Consider the following 25,428-nt stretch of genomic DNA (forward strand, 5'->3'; position numbering starts at 1 on the left):
TTATTTGAATAACAAAACTATAGTATAGGTATTAGGGACTACTTAAGGGCAGATTATACGGGCATTAGAAGTCCATTAGAAAGTTTTAATGTAACCTAATTTACAGGCAGATAAACATAAAAAGTAGTGCCCAGACCCAAAACTGATTCTACCTGAATAGAGCCGTTGTGCTGTTTAACGATATTATTGGTTAAAGAAAGACCTATGCCATAGCCCGAAAAGTTCAGCGCATTGGCAGCACGGTAAAAAGGTTGAAATATTTTTTTAACATCTGCAGGACTCATACCAATGCCAACATCTTTGATCGCAATAACCATCTGTTGATGCTTATAACCTACTGTACATAACACTTCCTGACCTACAGAGAACTTAACCGCATTTTTCAGGATATTATTAATGGCAATAAATAACAATTGCCTGTTTCCCTGTAACGTTCTTTTAGACTGATCAGCCGGTAAATCATAAACGATTTTAATAGGATCGGTATTGGTCTTAAAGGCCAGCTCATCTGCAATTTCCCAGATCAGTTCGTCTATTCTTATACTTTGAAAGTCTTTATTATCCAAATTAGTTTGCATCAGTTCCATTAAACTATTAATGATATAGTTTAACCGTTCCACACTTCCTACAATTTCCTGTAAAGCATGTTTATACTCTTCAGAACTCCGTTCTTTCATTAAAGTGATTTCGGCCTCTCCCAGGATAGAAGTGATCGGCGTCCGTAATTCATGAGAAGCATTCGCAACAAATGATTTCTGACTTTCAAAAGACTGTTCCAGATGTTCCAGTAACTGATTAATAGCCGACGATAAATTATCAGTTTCATCAGTTTTCGACTGATTAACGCTTAACCTGTGGTGCAGGCTGGATGCTCTGATTCTTTTCAGGTTATCTGTAATAGAAACGATAGGCTGTAAAGAAATCCGCGCAAAAATACGCCCGATAAAAAAAGTAATAAACAGGGAACTGATAAAGAATGCAGTCATGATCAGTCTGAGCTGCTCCATATCATGCAAACCCCGGTCATCGACCGCAGAAACGACCACGATAAAATTACCTGAGTTATCCGGATAGTAAATACCGGTAATCTGGGTTTCCCCCTGCCGCAAATGAATAGATTTTTTCTTAACAATCTGTGCCAGAAATTCATGTTTCCAGCTAACAGAATCCTCCCGGGTGAATTTAGAATTAAACTTGTCGTCATAGACCCGGATAGATTCGTGGGTGAGTGATTGAGGGAACTTTTTGGCGACCTGCCTGAATATATCTTTTGACAGGTTATCTTCTGCAAGATAAAACTGTGCAACGGTTACAGCTCTTTCATCGAGCTTATTCATAAAAGATTTCAGGCGGTTATGTTCTACCAGCAAATAAATACCTGTTAAGACCACCAAAAGTAAAATGGCAAACATAAAGGTAAATTGCAGAGATAGTCTGTTTTTAACTTTCATCGGGACGGATTTTGCTTCATCAATTATCCTTAATCACATATCCCATCCCAATCACTGTATGGATCAGTTGCTGATCAAAACCTTTATCAATTTTAGCACGCAGGTAATTAATATAAACGTCAATCAGGTTGGTACCTCTGTTAAAGGAGATGCCCCAAACAGCTTCAGCAATATAAACTCTGGACAATACGCGACCTTTATTAGCCATCAGTACCTCCAGCAATGTAAACTCCTTAGCAGACAGGATGATATTCTTGCCATTGCGGCTGACTGTCTTTTTATAACAATCCATTTCCAGGTCACGGATTCTAAAGACCGTACCTGGTAAAACCTGGTCACGACGCCTGCCTAAAGCTTTGATCCGCGCCAGTAATTCTGCAAAATGAAAGGGTTTAGTTAAATAATCATCCGCACCGTTCTCCAGCCCCTGTACTTTATCATTTACCGTATTTAAAGCAGAAAGCATTAAAATAGGCACTTCTTTCTTGAGTTGTCTGATTTGTTTACAAACCTCCATTCCATTCAGATACGGAAGGATCACATCCAATATAATCAGCTCATAATCGTTCTCCAGGGCCATTTTACATCCCATATTCCCATCATAAGCAACGGTTACGGTATTCAATTGTTCTTCCAGCCCCTTTTTAATAAATGCAGCAACCTTTGGCTCATCTTCAATCATTAAAATATTCATTTTTTCTTCTAATTAGGAGTGCATATTGATTGCCCCAAAGATACCCCGAACGAATAGGATTTAAACCTACATTAAAGGATTTTAATGTTGATTATCAATTTATTAGCAAAATAAGGGTTCAGAATTGAATAGCGTTGAGAATGAAGCTTCTGGAGATTAAAACAACATTAAAACAGAAATTAAAAATAAGGCGGCTCCTGAAAAATTCAGAAGCCGCCTCGTTTTTATTCCATATAATCAGCCTGGCGGCTTAATAAAGCGCGGTATTTATTGAACACCGCAGTTTTGGAAACAAAGCCAATATATTCTTCCTGTTCATTCAAAACAGGTAACAACCAGGCATTCTCTTTTTCCATCTTTTTCAGCACTATTTTCATGGAATCTGTAATGAATACAATGGATGATGCTGTCTGCATCAGGTCGTGTACCGTTAAATCCGGATTAGCCGGGTTGTTAATGGCTTTTTTCAGTACATCTTCTACATAAATCAAACCTTTAAAAGATTTATCTTCTGCAATGACCGGGAATATATTTCGTTTAGACTGCAGGATTTCAGGCAGCTTTTCGGCAATAGTTTCTTCCTCATTCAATACCAGGTAATCTTTTTCTACCAGGTATTTTAACTTCATCATATGCAGTACCGTCGTGTCTTTATCTTCATGAGACATCAGCTCACCGCTTTCAGCAAGAGGTTTAGTATAGATAGAATATTTATTCGTGCTCCTGTTGATCAGGTAAGAGATAGCTGAGGTAATCATTAAAGGTACCATCAGCACGTATCCACCAGTGATTTCTGCAATCAGGAATATTCCGGTAAGCGGTGCGTGCATAATTGCGCTGAGTGACGCCGCCATACCTGCAACAATAAAATTAGAAACATTCACATGGGCAATTCCCAAAGTATTAATCGTGAAAGCAAGCAGGAAACCGATCAGTCCACCCATAATTAAACTGGGTGCAAAAATCCCCCCGTTACCACCAGCACCAAGGGTAACCAGGGTAGCCGCAGACTTTGCAAATACGGTAATCGCAGTGAATAAAATAACAGCTGTAGGGATATTACTATAAGCAGAAAAAATACTGTTTGTAATCACAGCTGTATAATTACCGCCCAAAAGATTTTTAATGGTCACATAGCCCTCACCGTATAAAGTAGGAAACAGGAAAACCATTGCTCCCAGCACAAGACCACCAACCGCAACCTTCTGATAAGGATGTTTGATCTTATAAAACAGCCCTTTAATAAAGTAATTGGCTTTGGTAAAATACATCGAAAACAGACCAATCAGAACAGCCAGTACAATATACCAGGCTAAAGAATTGAATTTCCATCCTTCGGTAACCAAAAAGAACAATTGTTCATTGTAAAAGAAACGTGCCACCACTGCAGCCGTAGCCGAAGAAAGTAACAGCGGTATAAATGCCGGAATAGTAAATTCAGGTAACAGGATCTCAATCGCAAAAACGATCCCTGCAATAGGACTGTTGAATGCGCCCGCAATACCCGCGGCAGCACCACAAGCCAGCAGCATGGTAGTTTCGCGGTAAGAAAGCCCTAAAAAGCGTCCTACAACAGATCCTATCCCCCCGCCACTGGTTACAATCGGCGCTTCCAGTCCGGTTGATCCGCCAAAGCCTACAGTTAATGCCGCAGTAATAATCTGTGAATAGATATTATGGGGTTCTACCCTGCTTGATTTTTTAGAGATCGTGTAGAGTAAAGGTGTTAAACCAGTTTCAAATTTCCCTTTCCGGATAAAACGCCTTACATACATCACAGAAAGCAGTATTCCTATAAATGGAAAGACCAGGAACAGGTAATACTTATATTGCCAGTGAAAACCATCCTGTAAAAAGTCTTCAATGTGATGGGTAATCGTTTTTAGCAGTGCCGCAGCCAGTCCGGCCAGAACGCCAACGATCATGGCCGCTATAACGAGGAAATTTCTGTTGGAGATTTTTGTTCTTCGGTATTGATTTACAGCGTCAAGATAGTTGACCAATCTTACGTACATTTCTTATGAGTTTAGCAATCGAATTTATCTAACAATTTAATCAGTGTAGCAAAGTCTTTCGGGTATGGTGCATCAATTTCGATGTCTTCCCCATCCAGTCCTTTAAAGATGACATGTTTGGCATGCAGTGCAAAACGCTTCATGATCGGAAGCTCTTCATCATCTTTTGCAATCCGGTACCCCTTTTTGATACTGGACAAAAATACAGGTTTACCTTTATATAAGGTATCTCCGCAAATTGCAGCACGCTGCGTAGCCAGGTGAATCCTGATCTGGTGCATGCGGCCTGTAATCGGCTTACATTCTACTAAAGTATAATGTCTGTAAAATTTAACAGAATTGAAAATGGTTTCAGCACGTTTGCCTTCCTTACGGTCAATCGTAACACTCCTGTTTCCATCGTTTAAGATAGGCAGGTCAATGAAAAGCTCTTTAAACGTGAACAATCCGTCAACAACGGCATGATACGTCTTCTGAACTTTACGTTTCTCAAATTGCATTGAGACTGAACGATAGGCTTCGGGGTTTTTAGCAATGATAATTGCACCTGATGTTTCTTTGTCTAAACGGTGACAAACCTGGGCATCAGCTGAATACTGTTTTGCAAGGCGAAGTATATTAACTTCGCCGGAGCCGCCACGCTCGTCTAATGAGGCAACAAATGGCGGCTTATTGACAACGATATGGTTATCGTCTTCGAATAGAATGAGGTCTTTAAATGAAGGATATTTCAATGGTGTGGATTTATAAAACAGTACAAAAGTACAATTTCATCCTTTACCATTTGAAATAAGAATGTAAATGATTAAGAAAGTTCAAATTTATAGCCTACTCCTTTGACAGTTGCCACGTAAGTTTCGCCTAATTTCTCTCTCAATTTACGGATATGCACATCTATAGTCCGGTTAGTCACGACAACAGAATCTTCCCAGATATTTTTAAGGATCGACTCTCTTGTATATACTTTACCAGGTTTAGAAGCCAGCAGGTACAGCAATTCAAATTCTTTCTTTGCCAATACGACTTTCTGTCCGCTCTGATAAACAAGATAAGCTTCTCTGTCGATTACTAAATCTCCAATTTCAACTTTGTTCTCAGAAACTTCATCATTACTCACGTTTCTTCTCAATATAGCATTGATACGGCTTACTAAAGCACGCGGTTTAATTGGTTTAGCGATATAATCATCTGCACCGACATTAAAACCAGCAATTTCCGAGTATTCTTCACTTCTTGCCGTCAGGAAAACCATGAAAGTATTTTTAAACTCAGGAATAGCACGCATCAGACGGCAGGCTTCAATCCCATCCATCTTAGGCATCATGATATCCAGGATGATCAGATCAGGGTGCACTTTTTTTGCAACTGCAATCCCGTCCTGTCCGTTGCTGGCCAGGTAAACCTGATAACCTTCTTTTTTAAGGTTATATTCAACTAACTCTAAGATATCAGGTTCATCATCAACTATCAGTATCTTTTGTTTTACGGCGCTCATGTCTTTAAATATTTGTTACGAAATTAAGTAATCATTTGCATAACCAGGTTAAAGCTAAGTTAACAAATTGTTAATGACACCTGATAGTTTAACATTGAATTAGGGTTAACGTAAAGTCTTTTCTAAAAACTTATCCAGTTCTTCAGCTCTCAGGTTTTTAGCAATAATTTTACCAGCCGGGTCTAATATAAATGAGCTGGGAATAGCTTCCACCTGGTACATTCTTACGGTCGGGCTTTCAAAATCTTTCAGTTCACTGGCATGTGTCCAGGTTAATCCATCTGCAATTACTGCTTGTTTCCATGCTACAGGGTCTTTATCTAAAGATATACCCAGGATAGTGAATTTTTTGTCTTTGTATTTATTATAGACCTTAACTACGTTTGGATTTTCCTGTCTGCAAGGCTGGCACCAGGAAGCCCAGAAATCAAGCAGTACATATTTACCTCTTAAATCTGATAGTTTAACCGTTTTTCCATCAAGCGTATTCATCGTGAAATCCGGAGCAAGCTGTCCGGTCTGCACAGATTTCAGTTTAGCCATTCTAACTAAAAAGTCGGTTACCGCTTCATTTTTATTGAAGTTACTCTTGATTTTTTCTGAGTAGGCAATCATTTCTTTCTCATAATCACTTGGATTTAAAGAGTTGATGGCATAAAATCCAGCAAGAGATGTCGTATTGTCCATGGCAAATTTCAGGATATAGTTGACCAGGCCCTCATTTTCTTTAATCAGTGCTGGCCGCATCTGGTTAGCAATTGCATCTCTGTTCTGCGGCTGATTCGCTACATTTTCTTCAAATTGTGCCTGTAAAGCTGCAAGTTTCGCTACATACTGGTTTTTATTCTTATTCAGTTCTTCCAGTTTATCAGCCTCTGCTGCGCCTGATAGTTTATACGCAAGATTTTTATCTTCAAGGTCTGCCTCTAATTTGATGACATCGCCATTTTTAGCGATCAGCATATATTCGCTGTTATCAATTTTCACTCTGAAAAAGTCTACTTCAGGTGTACTTCTGCTGAATTTAAATTCTCCTTTATTTGATAATACTGTGGAATCAAGCGGAGTCTCACTTGCCTTATTAATTCCGTATAAATAAACTTTTGCTTGTGGTTTAGCGTGTTCAAATTTCCCGCTGATCTCAAATTTGCTTTTGTCATTACAAGCGACAAATGCAATACATACGATTAATAGGGTGGCTATTCTGTTCATACTTATCTACTATAGATTAATCCTTATTTTAACTTTTCCAATAACAGTTCATTGATTTTTGCAGGGTCTGCTTTCCCTTTTGCCAGTTTCATTACTTCTCCGACAAATAAGCCTAAAACTCCTTTTTTACCAGTTTTATAGGCTGCAACCTGTGGTTTGAATTTTTCCAGCACCTGATCCACAAAACCAGCCAGTTCGCCATCGTTCTCTACGATCAGCAGGTTTAACTGTCCGGCCAGTACAGCAGCATCCGCATCCTCTGCCAACTGAATAGCTGGTAATAATTGTTGTAAAGCAATTTGCTGCGTGATTTTCTTTTCTTCGGCCAGGTTAACAACTGCAGCAAGCTGTGCAGGACTTACTTTAAAAGTAGTAATGGTTAAACCCTGCTCATTTAATAGAGCTCTGATCGGGCCGGTTAGCCAGTTAATCAGGTTTTTAGGATTCTTTACTAAAGTTAAAGCAGCATTCAGATAATCCAGCAATTCTTTATCCTCAGTAAATATGGATGCCTCAGAATTATTCAGACCGAAATCTGCCATCAGCTTTGCTGTAATTTCACGGGGTAATGCAGGCATTCCTGCTTTCAAAGCAGCCAGCCATTCATCTGAAATTACTATAGGCGGCAGATCCGGATCGGGGAAATAACGATAATCGTTTGCCATTTCTTTAGTCCGCATCGGCGCTGTAGTTCCATGATCAGCGTCAAAGGTTAACGTGCTTTGAACAATTGAACCTCCGCTACCAATCACTTCGATCTGGCGGTTAAATTCAAATTCCATTGCTCTGCGTACATTACGGATAGAATTCAGGTTTTTCACCTCGCAACGTGTTCCAAATTCTTCTGTTCCATTTTCACGGATCGAAATATTGGCATCACAGCGGAAACTTCCTTCTTCCATATTTCCATCTCCTACGTCAAGATGCCTCACCAGCTTCCTCATTTCGGTCAGCAGTACAGAAGCTTCTTCGGCAGAGCGGATATCAGGTTCGGTTACAATTTCTATCAAAGGTACCCCTGCCCTGTTCAGATCTACAAAAGAATAGTGATCATCCTGGTCATGCATGCTTTTACCTGCATCTTCTTCCATGTGGATCCTGTTGATTCCGATACGCTTTTCTGTACCATCACTTAAAACCAGATCAATATATCCATTCTGGCAAACCGGTTGGTTATCCTGAGTAATCTGGTAACCTTTAGGAAGATCGGCATAGAAGTAATTTTTACGGTCAAAGTAGTTGGTTTGATTGATCGTACAGTTCAGGGCCAGCCCCATTCTGATCGCTTTTCCAACTACTTCTTTATTCATTTTTGGCAATGCACCAGGCAAAGCCAATGAAACCGGAGAGATATGCGCATTAGGTTTAGCACCAAAAGCTGCGCTGTCTGAAGAAAATATTTTCGATTTTGTATTTAACTGAACGTGAATCTCTAAGCCTGATACCAATTCAAATGCTGTGGGAGAAATAGCAGTTTTCGTACTCATTTATGGGCAATAAATTAAACTAATGTCGTGAATTACTGTCTCACAAATATAACCAAATAAGTTTATGACCATGGGTTTAGGACGCATTTATAATCATGGCATAAACTTTGACAATTTACATACACACACAAATATGAACCGTTATGAAAAAATTACTTTTAATTGCTGCGATCGGAATCGCTTCTCTTGCAGCTGCACCGGCGGCAAAAGCACAGGTGAGTTTAAGTGTAAATATTGGGTCACAGCCACAATGGGGCCCTAGAGGATATGATCATGTTGATTATTATTATCTGCCAGATGTAGATAGTTATTACTATGTACCGACACGCCAGTTTGTTTATTTAAGTGGAAGCAGATGGATCCATGCCCGCTCCCTGCCTTCAAGATACAGAGGTTATGATTTGTATGGCGGCAGAAAAGTTGTCATTAACAACTATAATAATCCATGGACAAGACACAATTATTACCGGACGCAATATGTAAGCAATAACTATTACAGCAGACCATCACGGGTAGTGATCAGAAATAATTACCGCAACGACAGAAGAGATTATTACAGAGGAAATGGTAACGGCTGGGGAAGAGGTCATGACAGAGGAAATGGATGGGGAAGAGGAAATGGCGGATATGATCGCGGCGACAGAGGTAACCACGGCGACAGGGGCCATCATGGTGGTGATCATGGCGGACCTGGAAGAGGCGGACGTAATTAATAGCTATTCCCAATAATTTACTGATATTATTAATTCTTATTGTAAAGTATCACGACCTTTGGGTTGTGATACTTTATTTTTATAAGCTATTTACTATTTGTTTTAACCTGATTGATGATGACTGAGAACATAGAAGCAATGCTGACCCGGAAAAACATTAACCCTACTGCAATGCGGTTATTGGTACTGGATTTTCTGTTGAAGCAGTCTTCTGCGATCAGTCTGACCGATCTGGAAAAAGGATTAGATCCTTCAGACCGGATTACATTATACCGTGCTTTAAAGAAATTTGAAGAAAAAGGACTGGTTCACAGCATTGACGATGGTTCTGGCGCAACTAAATATGCACTTTGCGAAAATGATTGCGAAGCCGGACATCACCACGATCTGCATGTCCACTTTTTCTGCAATACCTGCCGGGAAACTTCTTGTTTGCCTAAACACCATATCCCTCAAATTGCTTTACCTGATGGCTTTAAATCTGAAGAAGTTAATCTGATCGTTAAAGGCATTTGTAATAAATGTGTTCCATAGTTTGCAATACCATTGCGCTATAGTTTAAAGTACCTTTGTTTTAGCGCATCAAAAAAGCTTAGCTAAATAAAGCGCTTTGATTTAAGATACAATTATGGCCACAAAAAATATAGATACCTGCTGTGACACAGCTACAATTGCAGAGAAAAAAACAGCCGCAGCGCACAAGCCACATCAGCATGATGACCACAATCATGGCGATCATGGCCACAGTCACGATGACCACGACCACGACCATGACCACGACCATGGAGATGGTGAAAATTCAGGCTGGAAAGGCCAGATTCCTTTATTAACTTCCTTAGCAATATTAGCAGTGATGTTAACGCTGGAATATGGTTTTAAAATCATACCAGCCAAACCGGTTTCCCTGCTGGTTTTTGGGGCTGCTTACCTGCTTGCCGGATATAATGTATTGAAATTAGCTTTCAGAAAAGCTATGCGACTGGACTTCTTCAACGAGTTTTTCCTGATGAGTGTGGCAACAATTGGCGCCTTCTCTATTGGGTCTTACAGCGAAGGTGTTGCAGTGATGGTATTTTATTCTATCGGAGAATGGTTCCAGGATGTAGCCGTATCTAACGCAAAACGCAGTATTAAAGCATTATTGGATATCCGTCCGGATACGGTAGATCTAATCAGGGATGGTAAAATAACCACAGTTAAACCTGCTGATGTTGAAATTGGTGAACTTATTCAGGTCAGGGCCGGAGAAAAAGTAGCGCTTGATGGCGAACTGGTTTCTGATAAAGGAACATTCAATACCGCTGCGATGACCGGGGAGAGTAAACCGGATTCCAAAGCAAAAGGTGACCGTGTACTGGCCGGGATGATTAACTTAAATACGGTTATTGAGGTTAAAGTATTATCGCTTTTCAAAGATAGTAAGCTGAACAGAATCCTTGAAATGGTACAGGATGCAACGGCAAGAAAGTCTAAAACCCAGTTGTTCATTTCCAGATTTGCGAAAGTCTACACTCCTATTGTATTCGCTTTAGCGGTACTGGTAGTAGCCCTGCCTTATCTATTGGTAACTAACTATATTTTTGCAGACTGGTTGTACCGCGGACTTGTTTTCTTAGTGATCAGCTGCCCTTGTGCTTTAGTTGTTTCTATTCCACTGGGTTATTTTGGAGGTATAGGCCTTGCTTCTAAAAATGGCATTCTGTTCAAAGGATCAAACTTCCTGGACGTGATGACTACGATTAATACCGTAGTGATGGATAAAACCGGAACACTGACCAAAGGTGTCTTCAAAGTGCAGCGTGTAAATGCAGTACATGGTGATGAAAAAGAATTATTGCGTTTAACTGCTGCCGTAGAGAGCAAATCTACCCACCCTATTGCTACCGCGGTGACTTTACATGCAGGTGATGTTTTACAGGGCACAAAGATTGGTGAGGTGGAAGAAGTACCTGGAAAAGGACTTAAAGGCCTGATTGATGGCAAACAGGTACTGGCCGGAAACATCAGGTTGCTGGATCAGTTTAACATTACTTATGCTGAGGAAGTAGCTCAGGAAGAAGATACTGTGGTTGTCGTTGCGATAGATGGCGTTTATGCTGGATTTATTACGATCGCTGATGAGCTGAAAGAAGATGCCATACAAGCCGTAAAGGAAATGCACGCCATGAAAATCCAGACGGTGATGCTCAGTGGTGACAAACAGGCTGTTGTTAACAAAACAGGCAGATTACTGGGAATAGACCGCGCTTTTGGTGACCTGTTACCAGAAAACAAAGTAGAAAAAGTAGAAGAGCTGAAGCAGCAGGGCAGACATATCGCTTTTGTTGGAGACGGGATTAATGATGCTCCGGTTGTTGCGCTGGCTGATGCAGGGATCGCGATGGGCGGATTGGGTAGCGATGCGACTATTGAAACTGCGGACATTGTAATCCAGAACGATATGCCTTCAAAAATTGTCACAGCGATTAAAATCGGAAGATTGACTAAAAACATTGTATGGCAGAATATCGCACTGGCCATGGGTGTAAAAGTAATTGTGCTGATTTTAGGAGCCGGTGGCGTTGCAACTTTATGGGAAGCTGTAATCGCAGATGTAGGTGTTGCCCTACTCGCGATTTTAAATGCGGTAAGGATTCAAAAAATGAAGCTTTAATTTAATTACCTTCATCCCTGAAATGAGAAGATTACAGGGAATAAAAAACGGCTGGAAGTTAAGTCTGATTATAATCAGCTTAATTTCCTGTGCGCATCCAAAAGACAAAGTTTATCAGGCAGAATTATTTACGGAAAAGACAGCACTCAATACTACTGCAAAAAGTACAGCGCAACTCTTTAAAAGGTTAACATTAACCAATAAAAAGGAAGAATTAATAGGCGGTATATTTGGGCGCAAGGGACACCTGTCCTGGAATATTATCAATTACAGGGATACCATGATCCGCTTTAATCCTAACCTGAAAAATCTGGTCGAGGATTACCAGTCAGACGAAACACCTTTATCTGATTTTTATACGATCTATTATCTGAATCCACAAAAAACCGCATTCCTTGCAGATATGCCGGGGCCTTCCAGTATAAGCAGCCGCGTTTTTGTATTTTCTGCGCAACCAAACGGCTTAAAAGTTTACCGGATTGAGCGTCCTGTTAACGAGCCGCTCTCTTCAGGAGATGAAAGTATCCACATGGGTATCTCTAAAATAGGCGGTAATCTGCTGTTGGTAAACAACGATTACCTTTTTAATCAGCGGACAGCAAAGGCATACCTGATTCCAAGACCAGTTCCAAAAGAAAGAATGCAGGCAGACTTTACACTGCTGTCTGCTGATGGAAAAACCGTAGTTTTTAATGCAGAAGGCAGTTCCACTGACGATTTCGACTATATCTATCAATTTCATTATCCCAGTGGTAAATTTGAAACAGACAGTATTCCTGCCGGTCAGTATCAAAGTCCATTACAGGACAAGAAAAAAAAGTGGCCGGAAACTCATTATGACTGGAATAAAGATGCAAACGGAAGAATGTTCCTGAAACCCAAAGCGGCTTTCAGGACATAAAAAAACGGGCTACCTTTGAAGGGATAGCCCGTTTTTAGCTGGAATGAATTATTTGATTACTGAATCAGCGTTGCCGCTTTTTCCAGCACCTTAGCTAATCCATCTTTATTTTTTCCTCCGGCAGTAGCGTAAAAAGGCTGACCTCCACCACCACCCTGAATATCTTTAGCTAATTCTCTAACCATATTCGAGGCATTAAGTTTTTTATCCGCAACCAGGTTATCAGACAACATCACGCTGATCCCAGGTTTGTCATCAATTAATGTGGTGAAAACCAGGTACAGGTTATCTACAATATCCTTGATGGAGAAAGCAAGATTTTTCACTGCATCTGCATTAGGAAGATCCACATGAACAGCTATCATATTGATGCCGTTGATCGTTTTCATATGGTGAACGATTTCATGTTTAAGATTTCCTGAACGCTCTGCAACTGCTTTTTCTGCCTCTTTTTTAAGCTTGTTATTTTCTTCAATCAAAGCAGTAACCGCAGCAGTCAGGTCTTTATTTCCTTTAAGCAGTGCTTTTAACTCACTGATTTCCTTATCCTGATTGATGATAAACTCTTCTGCACGATCAGCTGTAATCGCTTCAATACGCCTTACGCCCGCAGCCACAGCACTCTCAGCAATAATCTTAAAGTACCCAATCTGACCAGTTGACTGAACGTGTGTACCTCCACATAATTCTTTTGAATAATTATCATCGAAAGTAATAATACGCACAAAGTCGCCGTACTTTTCTCCGAACAAAGCAGTTACCCCACTGGACAATGCTTCTTCATAAGGGACAAGTCTTTGCTCTTTTAACGCGATGTTATCTCTTACCCTTTTATTAACGATGTGTTCGATCGCTGCTAATTCATCCTCAGTGATCTTGGTAAAATGCGAAAAATCGAAACGCAGGTAATCTGCATTGACCAGAGATCCCTTTTGATTCACATGGTCTCCCAGGACGCTCTTTAATGCCGCGTGCAGTAAATGTGTCGCAGAGTGGTTGTTATTTGTTTGTACGCGCTTATCTTCATCTACAACAGCCCAGAACTGACCATCTATGTCTTCAGGTAAAGCGTCTGCGAAATGTACAATCACACCATTCTCCTTTTTAGTATCCGTAATTTCAACCGAGAACATTCTGCTATGGTCTTCCAGACGGCCGGTATCACCTACCTGGCCACCGCTTTCCCCATAGAAAGGAGTTTTTTGCAATACGATCTGATACTGCTCTTTTCCTTTGGCTGTTACTTGTCTGTATTTTAATATTCTGGTTTCAATTTCCAGGAAGTCATACCCCACAAATTCTGTTTCGGGATCATCATGAACAGTAATCCAGTCACCGGTATCGATGGCTGTAGCAGCTCTTGATCTGGCTTTTTGTTTCTGAAGGCTTTGCTGATATCCCTCCATATCCACAGTCCATCTTTTCTCCCTTGCCATCAGTTCAGTCAGGTCAATCGGGAATCCGTAAGTATCCTGCAATTCAAAAGCAAAATCACCTGAAATGACCATCTGATCTTTCAATATGCTGTAAACCCATGGATCTTCAAAAGATTTCTCCAGGTCAATTGCATTTTCAGACATCAGGAAATCTGCTTGTTTAGCAGTGTAATTTTCAAAACGCTGAATACCTGTAGCCAGTGTTCTCAGGAAAGAAACTTCTTCTTCCAATACTACTTTCTGAACGAAATCCTGCTGTAAAACCAGTTCTTCAAAAACGCCTTTGAACTGTTCTGCAAGAACAGGTACCAACTGGTTTAAGAAAGGTTCTTTCAAATCCAGGAAAGTATAGGCATAACGTACCGCTCTTCTTAAAATCCTGCGGATTACATACCCTGCTTTATTGTTTGCTGGTAGTTGTCCGTCTGCAATGACGAATGAAATTGCACGGATATGATCGGCCATAACACGCATCGCAATGTCCGTTTTTTCATCAGCGCCATAAGCTATACCAGCTTTTTTTGCAATGAACTGGATCAATGGCTGAAACACATCAGTATCATAGTTTGAAGCCTTATTCTGCAATACACGGACCAGGCGTTCAAAGCCCATTCCTGTATCTACGTGCTGTGCAGGTAAAGGTTGCAGTGAACCATCTTTTAATCTGTTGAACTGCATAAATACATTGTTCCAGATCTCGATCACCTGCGGATGATCAGCGTTTACCAATTCTTTTCCGCTTGTGGCTGCACGTTCATGATCAGGACGGCAGTCTACATGGATTTCAGAACATGGACCACAGGGCCCCATGTCTCCCATTTCCCAGAAATTATCTTTTTTATTTCCCAGAACAATGCGGTCTTCGGGAACATATTGCTTCCACAATTCGAAAGCCTCGGTGTCCCTTGGAAGCCCTTCTTTTTCGTCTCCTTGAAAAATGGAAACATATAATTTGTCTTTGGGGATACCATAAACTTCTGTCAGCAATTCCCAGCTCCAGGCAATCGCTTCTTTCTTGAAGTAGTCACCGAAACTCCAGTTGCCCAGCATCTCGAACATGGTATGGTGATAGGTATCTATACCCACTTCTTCCAGATCATTGTGTTTACCGGAAACCCTTAAACAGCGTTGTGTATCGGTTACTCTTGGATATCTGGCGGGTGCCTCTCCCAAAAAAATGTCTTTAAACTGATTCATACCTGCATTGGTGAACATCAGTGTCGGATCATTTTTTACAACGATAGGTGCCGATGAAACGATATGGTGTTGTTTAGATTCAAAAAATGCTAAATATGCGTGTCTGATTTCTTTTGCTGTCATTCTTAGTAGAAATTATCCAACAAAATTAAAATTTTATTGCGGTATTCTACTAAAATCCCTTTACATTTGAATGCTTTATATAAAAGCTATAAACCACTAAATATCAACACAGAAGTATGCCTTACAAGGAACGGGAAATTAATAAAATGTATTATACGATGGGTGAGGTGACGGAAATGTTCAATGTAAACGCCTCACAGATCCGCTTTTACGAGAAGGAATTTGACGTTCTCCAGCCTAAGAAAAACAAGAAAGGAAACCGTCTTTTCACTCCGGAAGATATTGAAAATTTAAAGATCATTTTCCACCTGGTGGATGATAAAGGTTTTACACTTAAAGGTGCAAAAGATCATTTAAAGAATAATAGTGCAGATGTTAAAGAGAACCAGAAGATCATTGCATCACTGGAAAAATTAAAAGACTTCTTATTAAAGTTAAACGACGAAATTTAATTAATAAATTAACTTCGTTAACTAAATCAGCAGTACTTTGGGTTCATTATGCCAAAGTCAGCTATCTCTTCCATCCAGTGTCCCGGGCTACAAAGTATCAGAATAACTTTGCCGGGATGCGGAATCTTACTCTCCATAGTTCTTTTTTGCCCTTGCAACACTGCATTTGCTCAGGAAGACGTGCAGCTCAAAGAAATAACCGCAACGCTTTCAGCTAATTTCTCAGCAGAAGATCTTTCTGAACTGACTGAACAGCTGTCTTTTTATCTGAAACATCCGCTGGATCTCAACAGAACCAGCCCGGAACAGCTAAAAGAGCTATTCTTTCTTTCCTCACTACAGATCAGTAACTTTTTCACCCATACCCGGCTCAGCGGAAAACTAAAGGATGTGCTGGAACTTCAGGCCATAGCCGGTTTTGATGTTGCAACAATTACCAGGCTGCTCCCATTTGTGACAGTGAAGGAAGAGTTACCACTTGATTTCAGTAAAGCAGGCAAGGGGCTCAGTGAGCTTACCCTGAGATATGGACGGCTGCTGGAAAAACAAAAAGGTTATCATGACCTTCCGGGAAGCAGGTATCTGGGCACTCCGGAAAAACTGTTGCTGAAGTACAGCTATCATCTGAATGCTCAGGCTGCACTTTCCATTGTCGCCAAAAAGGATGCCGGGGAAAGCTTTTTCAGCGGCAACAGCAAAAGTGGTTTTGATTTTATTTCAGGAAGCCTGGCCTTGTATAATTCCGGCAGATTTAAAAAGATCGTTGCTGGAGATTACAGCTTGCAATTTGGCCAGGGTTTAAGTCTCTGGTCCGGTTCATCTTTTGGAAAAGGGGATGATGTAGCAGGAATAGCAAAAAAGGATACCGGGCTTAAACCCTATACTTCTGCTAACGAATATTCATTTTTCAGAGGCGCAGGTGCAACATATAGTTTATTAAAAAACACAGACTTAACAGTTTTTATATCACTTAGAAATTTAGACGCAAGCTTAACCAAATCTGCTGAAGGCAATGCGCAGTTATCAGCAATCAGCACCAGTGGTTTACATCGGACAGCCGCCGAAAATGAGCATAAAGGGAAGCTGGGTTTATTACTTTACGGGGTGGCTTTAACTTATACCAAAAACAGTCTGGACCTGGGAATTACAGCCTGTCATTCCAGTTATCAGCATGAATTTATTACAGGTACCCAGCGTTACAAACAGTATAATTTCAGCGGCAGGGAACTCACAAATCTTGGTCTTCATTACAATTATACCTTCAGGAATATTTATTTTTTTGGTGAGGCGGCTCATAGCATTCCCGGTGGTACAGCAGTACTCACCGGGGCTATGGCCAGCTTGTCTCCCCGCATCTCTGCTGTAGTTCTTTTCCGTAATTATGAGAAAGAACATGTTAGCTTTTACAACAAAGCGGCCGGAGAAGGAAGTACCGCTGCCAACGAAAAAGGAGTTTACACCGGTTTGCACATCAATGTGACGAAAAAGTGGACTTTATCTGCTTATGGCGATGTTTTTTGGTTTCCATGGGCAAAGTACAGGATCGACGGGGCTTCTTCAGGGCATGAATTAACTACCAGAATCAGCTTTAAGCCAGATAAAAAGTTTAAAGCCATGCTGAGTTATCAGCTTAAACATACCCAACAGAACGAAGGTTCAGGCAAACCTGTAAACCCAATAGCTGACCTCAGAAAGGATAATTACAGGCTGGAGAGTACAATCAGGCTTAACAGGAAAATAACACTTCAAAACCGCTTTGAACTGACCCGTTATCAAAAAGGAACTGCCGCTGCTGAATACGGATATCTGTTTTACCAGGACGCGGCCTGGCACCCTGTGTCTTCCAGGATTTCAGCGAATCTCAGGCTGGCTTTTTTTCATACTCCATCTTACAACAGCAGGATCTATGCTTACGAAGATGACGTACTGCACGGTACGGGTTCCGGTATTTATAGCGGCAAAGGAATCAGGTCTTATTTTAACCTGAGTTATAACTTATCCAGGCAGCTCAAAGTATGGGGCAGATATGCTGTTTACCTCTATCCGGGAATGGAGCAAACAGGTTCCGGACTGGAAGAAATCAACGGCAATAAAAAGTCTGAAATTAAACTTCAGCTCCGTTATCAGTTCTAAATGCGCATCCGGCAAACCATTAGTGTTTTCGGCAGAATTCTGCTTCCTTTTTGCATAGGATTGTGGGTTTTGCACGTGGCAAATAATACCAAATTAAATTTGCCAGCATTAATACTGACCATTTTTGTATTTATTTTATCACTAATAATCAGTTTTTTATACACATTACTTAAAGTTTATAATTACAAATCATTACTGGCAATTCTGATTAATCTGCTCTTTTTTAGCCTGGGATTACTCTGGTATTCCAACGCAGATATGCTCGGAAATCCGAACAACTTTTCTTATCATCAGGCAGATTTCCTGAGCATTTCAATAGCTGATGAACCGCAGCAGCAGGGTACAGTTTTAAGATTTAAAGCAAAGGTGCTGGCAAACTATACTGGTCATCAAAAGCAGCAGACATCGGGCTATTTACTAATTGCCCTGGCTTCAGATTCAGCACACCCAGTTCCGCTGCATTACGGAGAAAATTACTTTATCCCGGCACACTATAAAGCAGTAGCCGCACCTGATAACCCCGCTGAATTTGACTTCAGATCCTGGCTGGCTATGCAAAACATTCACCATCAGCTTTTCCTTCAGCCAGAAGAATTGATTGCTGCCAGAACGAATACAGGAATGCCCCTGATCAGCTTTGCGCTGGCACTCCGGAAAAGCCAGGTAGCTATTTACAGGAATCTGCTTAAAGATGATAATGCCTTTGCTGTTGCCTCTACGCTGATCCTTGGCTACCGGGCAGATTTAAGTGCCGGAACATTAGCCGCTTATTCAAAAACAGGGACTATTCATGCGCTCTCAGTTTCAGGGATGCATGTGGGGATTATTTACCTGGTGCTCAACTGGGCATTGAGCTGGATGGACAGGAAAACCTGGCTAAAATGGAGCAAAGTTCTGCTTTTGTTAATCCTGATCTGGGGTTATGCGGTATTAACAGGCTGCTCTGCCTCTGTGCTGCGTTCAGCAATTATGCTGAGTATATTCATTCTGGCTAAGGCTGTGCAGAACCAGGCAAACAGTTATCAGGTATTATATTTTTCAGCTTTCTGCTTGTTGCTCTATAATCCATTTTTCTTTTGGGATGTGGGTTTTCAACTCTCCTATATGGCTGTGCTGGGGTTAATTTATTTACAGCCAGAACTGGAACAACTGTTCAGTTTCAAATCATTCTGGTTAAGAAAACTCTGGAGTCTGATCAGCCTTTCGGTTGCCGCACAGCTCTTCACTTTCCCGCTGAGCAGTTATTATTTTCATCAGTTCCCGGTATATTTCATTTTGAGTAACCTGTTCATTGTACTTCCAGTTACCCTGCTGATGTACATAGGTATTCTACTCTTATTGTTTCGTTTATACTGGATCGCTCCACTGTTTGAATGGCTGATTATTTTCATGAACCGCGGACTGGAAAAAATTGCAGTTCTCCCCTACTCAAACATTAATATGATCTGGTTTACAAAAACTGAGCTTATTCTACTTTGCCTGTTTCTGCTCCTGCTTTGCACTGCGCTTCAACAAAGGAACAAATACTACTTCACACTTTCGGTTTTGAGCCTGGGCTGTTTTCAAGTGATGCTGGTCAAAGATGAGCTTAGCGCAGCAAGGCAACAAAGGATCATTCCTTTTACCTTAAACAGAAATTATGCTGTTGCTTTTATCAGCTCAGCCCGGGCAGTTCTGGTCACTGATTTACAACCAGCCGATCAAGCCTTTAAATTCCATATACAGCCCGCACTGGATCAATTAAAAGTACGCGAAATCACCTGTCTGAAATGGGAGGAAGCCTGCCATACCAAAAATCCTGAGATCAGAGAGCATCAGCTTGTTTTTGGGAATTTCAGGGTATTGTTACTGGATAGTACTTTCAATAACCGCACTATTATAGGAAAACCTGTTTTCGATGTAATCTGGGTACATGGGGAACCACAATTAAAAATGGCAGAGCTGAGAACAGCTGTAGTTTTCCGGAAAATATGGATAGATGCAACCAATAGCAATGCAGCAATCCGTCGACACCAGCTGGATACTATAAATTTTAGCAAGTCAACACTGGTGCTAAAACCTGGTTTCCGCTAACCTACAGGGTTCATAATTTTAAACTGCTCAATCCAGCCCTGTTCAAAATTACTATCCTGATATTTAGCTCCAAATTCTTCTGGCGTATACCACATTGCGGTATCCGGTTCATAAATCCAGCAATTTTGGCGCAGTGCTTCCTTAATGAGTACAATTACGTCGATAAAGTGCCCTTGCTGCTGCTGTTCACTAGCGAATGAATCCATCATAGTTATTTAGGTCATTTTGGTAGTACTTACAAAGTAATCCTTTGCTATAGTGCCAAATAGGATAAAGACAAATCTGAATTTATAGGATTTAACACCAAACTGGATTAAAAACTGAACCAGATAAGGTTCTATTGCCTGTAAAAACACATTACAGTAATCACCCGGCTGATTGACAATTTGCTTCGCCCGGTATCCTTCACTGAGCTTATTCAGGTTAACTTTTACAGAACTGTCTTCATCAACATCAAAGAAATCGCCTGCCGTAACCGACCAGCTTGAAGACTGACTGTTTTGTACCCATTGATTCAGGTGATTGTTCAATTGTTTATTAAATTCTTTTTCCATAGCACAACAAAATTATGCTAATATTTTTAGTAAAACAAATAGAATTGAAAGTTTTTGCAGTAAATAACAGGAAACTGGTATATTTATCAGTAGCTGAAATATAACATTTCTTTACATTGTTTTTTATTTACTTTTGACTAAAATAAGCCTCATATCCTATAACGTTATACATGACATCACCCCTGGTATTATATACGGTAACTGACCGTATTGCTACGATTTCACTGAACCGTCCCGATAAACGCAATGCCTTTAGCCCGGAACTGGTCAGTTCTTTAACGGAGACTTTATTAAAAGCATCTGATGACGAAGAGGTAAAAGTGATCATTTTAAAGGCCATTGGCCCTGTTTTCAGTGCTGGTGCTGACCTTGCTTACCTACAGCAATTACAAAATAACACCCATGAAGAGAATGTTCAGGATAGCCAAAACCTGAAGACACTGTTCACAACGATCTATTATTTACCAAAGGTGGTGATTGCGCAGGTTGAAGGACATGCTATTGCTGGCGGATGCGGACTGGCAACGGTCTGTGACGTTACTTTCGCAGTTCCTGAGGCTGGTTTCGGCTATACAGAAGTAAAATTAGGCTTTGTTCCTGCAATCGTTTCCTGTTTTCTGATGCGCAAAACCAGCGAAACAATTGCCAAAAAGATACTGCTGACGGGCGATTTATTCTCTGCTGAGCAAGCACTGGCCTATAATTTGATTACTTATGTAACAAATAAAGATGAAATTAGTCAGAAGGTACAGGATTTTGCGCAAAAGCTTTGCAATGAAGCCTCCGGAAACGCCTTAATGGTAACTAAACAACTCATTGGTCAGACGACTAATCCGGAATTGGAAAAGAGCCTGAATTTAGCGGTACAAATTAATGCCAGAGTTAGAGAGAGTGAAGACTTTAAAAAAGGAATTGCTTCTTTTCTCAGCAAGGAAAAAATTAAATGGTAAACTATTAAAAACTAATAAATATGTTAAAGTCGATTAAAACGAGTGTACTAGCTGTCATATTAATCAGCACAGCTGTGATAGCAAATGCACAGAAAAAAGTAAATGAAGGTACACTTACCTATGGTATTACTTATGAGCTGACTGCAGAACAGCAGTCTATGGCTTCACAGCTGCCTAAAGAGACTAAGTTAAAATTCAATGGAAATCTGTTAAAAATAGAAATGCAGCAAGGACCTGCAAAAATTACAATTATCTCGGACGGAGTTCAGAAAAACGGATTGGTATTAGTTGACGTACCTCCTATCCAAAAACAATATGCAGTAAAAACTACCAAAGAAGAAACTGAGCAGACTATGGGTAAAACTCCTGTTTTAAGTGATTTCAAAGCTACTGGTGAGAAATTAAAAATAGGAAACTATAATACAGAGAAATATACTTATAAAGATGATAAAGGTGCTGCTTATGAGCTTTGGGCAACGAATGATATTCAATTGCCAGAAGGAATCATTGGCGAAGAATTCAAAGCTTTAAAAGGTACACCTATCAAATTTACACGTGTACAAAACGGTGTGAAAGCAGTTTTAACAATTACTTCAGTGGCTGAAGATAAAGTTGGCCCGATTACATTGGACGTTCCTTCAGCTTATGAAATAACAACGATGGATGCTTTAAGAGCAATGGGCGGTCAATAAGCGCTAAACAATAAATTAGGAGGCCTTCTGATTCGCATTATTGAAATGCTTGATCAGAAGGCCTTTTTATTTTAAAGGAAACAAACAATGTATTACATTTGAAATGCAGGAAAGATTAAAAACCAGCAAAAAAAGCAATTAAATCACTCAATCAAATGAAGCGAAAATTCATTATTTTAAAATTATCTGTTGCCCTTTTTATCACATCCCTCATTGTTCCGGCAGCCAATGCACAATATAAAAAAGACGGAATCAACTGGACGAAAGACGGAAATGGCTATTACCAGAACACCTATGGCGGGATTGAGATCGTTACCTTACCTAAAAGCGAAACCAAAACCTTAATCAGCAGTGCATTGCTTACCCCATCGGGTCAGAACCAGCCCCTGCCCATTAAAGATTTTGTACTTTCTGCTGATGGAACCAAAGCACTGATCTATACCAATAGTAAAAAAGTATGGCGTTATGAGACCAGGGGAGACTACTGGCTGGCTGATTTAACCACCAATAAACTGGTACAAATCGGAAAAGATAAACCAGCTTCTTCGTTGATGTTTGCTAAACTATCTCCTGATGCCAGTAAAGTTGCTTATGTAAGCGGACACAATATCTATGTAGAAGACATCAAAAGCGGAACCAGTAAAGCGCTGACCACAGACGGTACAGCCAGATTGATCAATGGAACTTTTGACTGGGTATATGAAGAAGAGTTCGATTGCAGAGACGGCTTCAAATGGAGTCCTGACGGAGCTTCTATTGCTTATTGGCAGATTGATGCGAAAAAGATCAAGAACTTCCTTATGATCAACAATACGGATTCTATTTATCCTTATACTGTACCAGTAGAGTATCCAATTGTTGGAGAAGATCCTTCTTCCTGCAAAATTGGCATAGTCAATGTAAGCACGGCGCAAACTACCTGGGTGAAAGTACCTGGTGATGCCGTACAGAATTATATTCCGAGAATGGATTGGGTACCGAATACGAACGACCTGATTTTACAACAACTGAACAGGGAGCAGAATACCAGTCGTGTATTTGTTGCCAACACCCAATCCGGATCAGTAAATAACATTTATACGGAGACTGATAAGGCCTGGATTGACGCTGCACCAGAATGGCAATGGATCAATAATGGGAAAGAATTTATCTGGCCAAGTGAAAAAGACGGATGGCGTCATTTTTACCGGATTAGTAAAGACGGTAAAAAACAAACACTGATTACCAAAGGTAATTATGATGTGATTGAAAGCAGTTTGGTAGACGAGAAAAACAACACTTTATACTTCCTTGCTTCACCAACCAATGCAACGCAAAAATATCTGTACAAAACAAAACTGGATGGTAAAGGACAGTTAGATCAGGTCACTCCTTCTGTTTTCCCCGGCACACATGAATATGATATTTCACCAAATGGAATTTTTGCCAAACATACTTATCAGAGTGCAAATATAGCGCCCATTAGTGAATGGATGAGAATGGATTCGGGCAACCCTTTCACCATGGAAGGAAGTCTGACCAATCAAATGGCAAGAATCCGCCAGCCAAAAAACAAAACAGAATTCTTCAAAATCAAAACTGAAGATGGTGTAGAATTGGATGGCTGGATGAAAAAACCAGATAACTTTGATCAAACCAAGAAATATCCTGTTGTATTTTATGTTTATGGCGAACCAGGTGCACAAACTGTACTGGATACTTATGGAGTTGGTTATAACTTTTTATATGCTGGTAACATGCCTCAGGATGGTTATATCTACATTTCGATTGAAAACAGAGGAGCACCCGCACCAAAAGGACGCGAATTCCGCAAATCTATTTACAAAAACATTGGCATTTTAAATATCCGTGATCAGGCTATGGCTGCGAAAAAGATTATAGAATGGCCTTTTGTAGACAAAAACCGGGTTGCAGTATGGGGATGGAGCGGAGGTGGTTCATCAACACTTAATCTGATGTTCCAATATCCTGAAATTTACAAAACAGGTATTGCTATTGCAGCAGTTGGCAATCAGCTTACTTATGATAATATTTATCAGGAACGGTATATGGGTTCTCCATTGAAAACTAAAGAAGCCTATATTAAAGGTTCCCCGGTAACCAATGCGCACAACTTACAAGGAAACTTACTGTATATACATGGTACAGGTGATGATAATGTACATTATCAAAATGCAGAAATGCTGATCAATGAGCTGATTAAAAGTCAGAAAGTATTTCAAATGATGTCGTATCCGAACCGCACACACTCAATTTCTGAAGGTGATGGCACAAAAGAACACCTTTCTAAAACTTATACTAAATACTTGCAAACTTACTGTCCTCCGGGAGGTAAATAATCAGTGCTAAATTATAAAACCCCTTATCTGTTCTTCAGATAAGGGGTTTTATAGTTAAAGGTATTATGCCCCCTGCCCTATATTAATCATTAGTCCCCCATCCATGACGTAAGTACTGCCAGTTACGTAATTCGCTTCCTCAGAAGCCAGGAATAATGCCAGGTAAGCAATTTCTTCAGGTTTGCCTGCTCTGCCCAGTGGTATATGCGTTTCAGCTTTTTCCCTGACCTTTGGATCATCTACAGCCTTTTGGTTCATCGCTGTTAAAATCATACCAGGCGCTATATTATTCACGTTAATTCCAAACTTACCGACTTCTAATGCAATGGTTCGCATCAGATTCTTTATTCCAGCTTTAGAAGCATTGTAATCTCCATTTCCAGGCGCATTGATCTCTTCGTGAACAGAAGAGATATTGATGATCTTACCTGGTTTACTGACGCTTTTACGGTGCTGAATAAACTTCCTGCTACAGAAAAATGTTCCATATAAATTTGTTTTGATGGTCCTGTCAAAAATTTCCGTACTCATCTCATCAATTGGAATACCCGAGCCATTTACCCCAGAATTGTTGACCAGGATATCAATTCCACCAAATTCTTTGATGACTGCCTCCATTTTTGCTGCTACATCCTGTTCATTGCTCACATCAAGTTCAATCAAAGAAGACTTTGCATGATGCACTTGAACAGCTTTCATTGCCTCCTGCCCTCTTTCTTCATTGCTATGATAGCAAACCACTACAGTTGCCCCGTTTTTAGCGAATTCAATCGCAATTGCACGCCCGATTCCAGCATCTGATCCGGTTACCAATGCAATTTTGTTTTCCAGTTTCTTCATGTCCTATAGTTATAACTG

21 protein-coding genes are annotated in these 25,428 nt (G+C 40.4%); 10 read left to right on the forward strand and 11 right to left on the reverse strand.

The genetic code is table 11. The annotated features are described in order from the left end of the window. Positions 1–95 precede the first annotated feature (95 nt). The 7 genes from AB3G38_RS09105 to gatB form a co-directional block, all read right to left on the reverse strand. Complete coding sequence (locus AB3G38_RS09105; RefSeq protein ID WP_367868181.1) at positions 96–1,451, reverse strand: sensor histidine kinase; 1,356 nt, start codon at positions 1,449–1,451, stop codon at positions 96–98. A 19-nt stretch (positions 1,452–1,470) separates the two neighbouring features. Further along, positions 1,471–2,145 carry a response regulator gene (locus AB3G38_RS09110; RefSeq protein WP_367868182.1) on the reverse strand — a complete coding sequence of 225 codons (675 nt, stop codon included), beginning with the start codon at positions 2,143–2,145 and terminating at the stop codon, positions 1,471–1,473. 224 nt (positions 2,146–2,369) lie between these two features. Beyond that, positions 2,370–4,160 (reverse strand): chloride channel protein, encoded by a 1,791-nt coding sequence (locus AB3G38_RS09115; protein ID WP_367868183.1) that lies wholly within the window; start codon positions 4,158–4,160, stop codon positions 2,370–2,372. An 11-nt stretch (positions 4,161–4,171) separates the two neighbouring features. Beyond that, positions 4,172–4,894 carry an RluA family pseudouridine synthase gene (locus AB3G38_RS09120; protein ID WP_367868184.1) on the reverse strand — a complete coding sequence of 241 codons (723 nt, stop codon included), beginning with the start codon at positions 4,892–4,894 and terminating at the stop codon, positions 4,172–4,174. 71 nt (positions 4,895–4,965) lie between these two features. Continuing rightward, positions 4,966–5,655 carry a response regulator transcription factor gene (locus tag AB3G38_RS09125; RefSeq protein ID WP_068396433.1) on the reverse strand — a complete coding sequence of 230 codons (690 nt, stop codon included), beginning with the start codon at positions 5,653–5,655 and terminating at the stop codon, positions 4,966–4,968. A gap of 105 nt (positions 5,656–5,760) precedes the next feature. Beyond that, positions 5,761–6,867: a redoxin domain-containing protein gene (locus AB3G38_RS09130; protein ID WP_367868185.1), complete on the reverse strand. Its 1,107-nt coding sequence runs from the start codon at positions 6,865–6,867 to the stop codon at positions 5,761–5,763. A 23-nt stretch (positions 6,868–6,890) separates the two neighbouring features. Continuing rightward, positions 6,891–8,354, reverse strand: a complete 1,464-nt coding sequence (gene gatB / locus AB3G38_RS09135) for an Asp-tRNA(Asn)/Glu-tRNA(Gln) amidotransferase subunit GatB (RefSeq protein ID WP_367868186.1) — start codon at positions 8,352–8,354, stop codon at positions 6,891–6,893. A gap of 143 nt (positions 8,355–8,497) precedes the next feature. On the opposite strand from gatB, the gene AB3G38_RS09140 reads away from it, so the two are divergent. The 4 genes from AB3G38_RS09140 to AB3G38_RS09155 all read left to right on the forward strand — a co-directional run bounded on the left by AB3G38_RS09140 (position 8,498) and on the right by AB3G38_RS09155 (position 12,621). Further along, positions 8,498–9,067: a hypothetical protein gene (locus tag AB3G38_RS09140; protein ID WP_367868187.1), complete on the forward strand. Its 570-nt coding sequence runs from the start codon at positions 8,498–8,500 to the stop codon at positions 9,065–9,067. 114 nt (positions 9,068–9,181) lie between these two features. After that, entirely contained in the window at positions 9,182–9,601 is a 420-nt protein-coding gene (locus AB3G38_RS09145; RefSeq protein ID WP_367868188.1) for a Fur family transcriptional regulator, read from the forward strand. Between the two features lie 94 nt (positions 9,602–9,695). Further along, positions 9,696–11,720: a heavy metal translocating P-type ATPase gene (locus AB3G38_RS09150; protein ID WP_367868189.1), complete on the forward strand. Its 2,025-nt coding sequence runs from the start codon at positions 9,696–9,698 to the stop codon at positions 11,718–11,720. Positions 11,721–11,742: 22 nt separating this feature from the next. Continuing rightward, the gene (locus AB3G38_RS09155; RefSeq protein WP_367868190.1) at positions 11,743–12,621 is read left to right on the forward strand and encodes a hypothetical protein; all 879 of its coding nucleotides are present in this window, start codon (positions 11,743–11,745) and stop codon (positions 12,619–12,621) included. 56 nt (positions 12,622–12,677) lie between these two features. Here the strand turns inward: AB3G38_RS09155 and alaS are convergent, their stop codons facing one another. Further along, positions 12,678–15,377: an alanine--tRNA ligase gene (gene alaS / locus AB3G38_RS09160; protein WP_367868191.1), complete on the reverse strand. Its 2,700-nt coding sequence runs from the start codon at positions 15,375–15,377 to the stop codon at positions 12,678–12,680. 116 nt (positions 15,378–15,493) lie between these two features. On the opposite strand from alaS, the gene AB3G38_RS09165 reads away from it, so the two are divergent. From AB3G38_RS09165 to AB3G38_RS09175, 3 genes are read left to right on the forward strand one after another with little or no spacing between them, the layout of a single operon-like run. Beyond that, complete coding sequence (locus tag AB3G38_RS09165) at positions 15,494–15,829, forward strand: MerR family transcriptional regulator (protein WP_068396413.1); 336 nt, start codon at positions 15,494–15,496, stop codon at positions 15,827–15,829. Positions 15,830–15,877: 48 nt separating this feature from the next. After that, complete coding sequence (locus tag AB3G38_RS09170) at positions 15,878–17,962, forward strand: helix-hairpin-helix domain-containing protein (protein ID WP_367868192.1); 2,085 nt, start codon at positions 15,878–15,880, stop codon at positions 17,960–17,962. Continuing rightward, positions 17,963–20,035 (forward strand): ComEC/Rec2 family competence protein, encoded by a 2,073-nt coding sequence (locus AB3G38_RS09175; RefSeq protein WP_367868193.1) that lies wholly within the window; start codon positions 17,963–17,965, stop codon positions 20,033–20,035. It begins immediately after the preceding gene. Here AB3G38_RS09175 and AB3G38_RS09180 read toward each other — a convergent pair. Together AB3G38_RS09180 and AB3G38_RS09185 are read right to left on the reverse strand one after the other, a co-directional pair. Next, positions 20,032–20,244: a hypothetical protein gene (locus AB3G38_RS09180; protein ID WP_367868194.1), complete on the reverse strand. Its 213-nt coding sequence runs from the start codon at positions 20,242–20,244 to the stop codon at positions 20,032–20,034. The genes AB3G38_RS09175 and AB3G38_RS09180 overlap by 4 nt on opposite strands. A gap of 6 nt (positions 20,245–20,250) precedes the next feature. Further along, positions 20,251–20,589, reverse strand: coding sequence for a hypothetical protein (locus AB3G38_RS09185; protein WP_367868195.1), 339 nt, complete (start codon positions 20,587–20,589; stop codon positions 20,251–20,253). Between the two features lie 170 nt (positions 20,590–20,759). Between AB3G38_RS09185 and AB3G38_RS09190 the strand changes: the two genes are divergently transcribed. The 3 genes from AB3G38_RS09190 (at position 20,760) to AB3G38_RS09200 (ending at position 24,570) form a co-directional block, all read left to right on the forward strand. Continuing rightward, entirely contained in the window at positions 20,760–21,539 is a 780-nt protein-coding gene (locus AB3G38_RS09190) for an enoyl-CoA hydratase/isomerase family protein (protein WP_367868196.1), read from the forward strand. Between the two features lie 20 nt (positions 21,540–21,559). Then, positions 21,560–22,231 carry a DUF4412 domain-containing protein gene (locus AB3G38_RS09195; protein ID WP_367868197.1) on the forward strand — a complete coding sequence of 224 codons (672 nt, stop codon included), beginning with the start codon at positions 21,560–21,562 and terminating at the stop codon, positions 22,229–22,231. Positions 22,232–22,386: 155 nt separating this feature from the next. Next, positions 22,387–24,570 carry a S9 family peptidase gene (locus AB3G38_RS09200; RefSeq protein ID WP_367868198.1) on the forward strand — a complete coding sequence of 728 codons (2,184 nt, stop codon included), beginning with the start codon at positions 22,387–22,389 and terminating at the stop codon, positions 24,568–24,570. A gap of 63 nt (positions 24,571–24,633) precedes the next feature. On the opposite strand, the gene AB3G38_RS09205 is transcribed toward AB3G38_RS09200, so the two are convergent. Next, entirely contained in the window at positions 24,634–25,410 is a 777-nt protein-coding gene (locus tag AB3G38_RS09205; protein ID WP_367868199.1) for an SDR family NAD(P)-dependent oxidoreductase, read from the reverse strand. Between the last annotated feature and the right edge of the window lie 18 nt (positions 25,411–25,428).

This window comes from Pedobacter sp. WC2423, assembly GCF_040822065.1.
GTDB lineage: Bacteria > Bacteroidota > Bacteroidia > Sphingobacteriales > Sphingobacteriaceae > Pedobacter.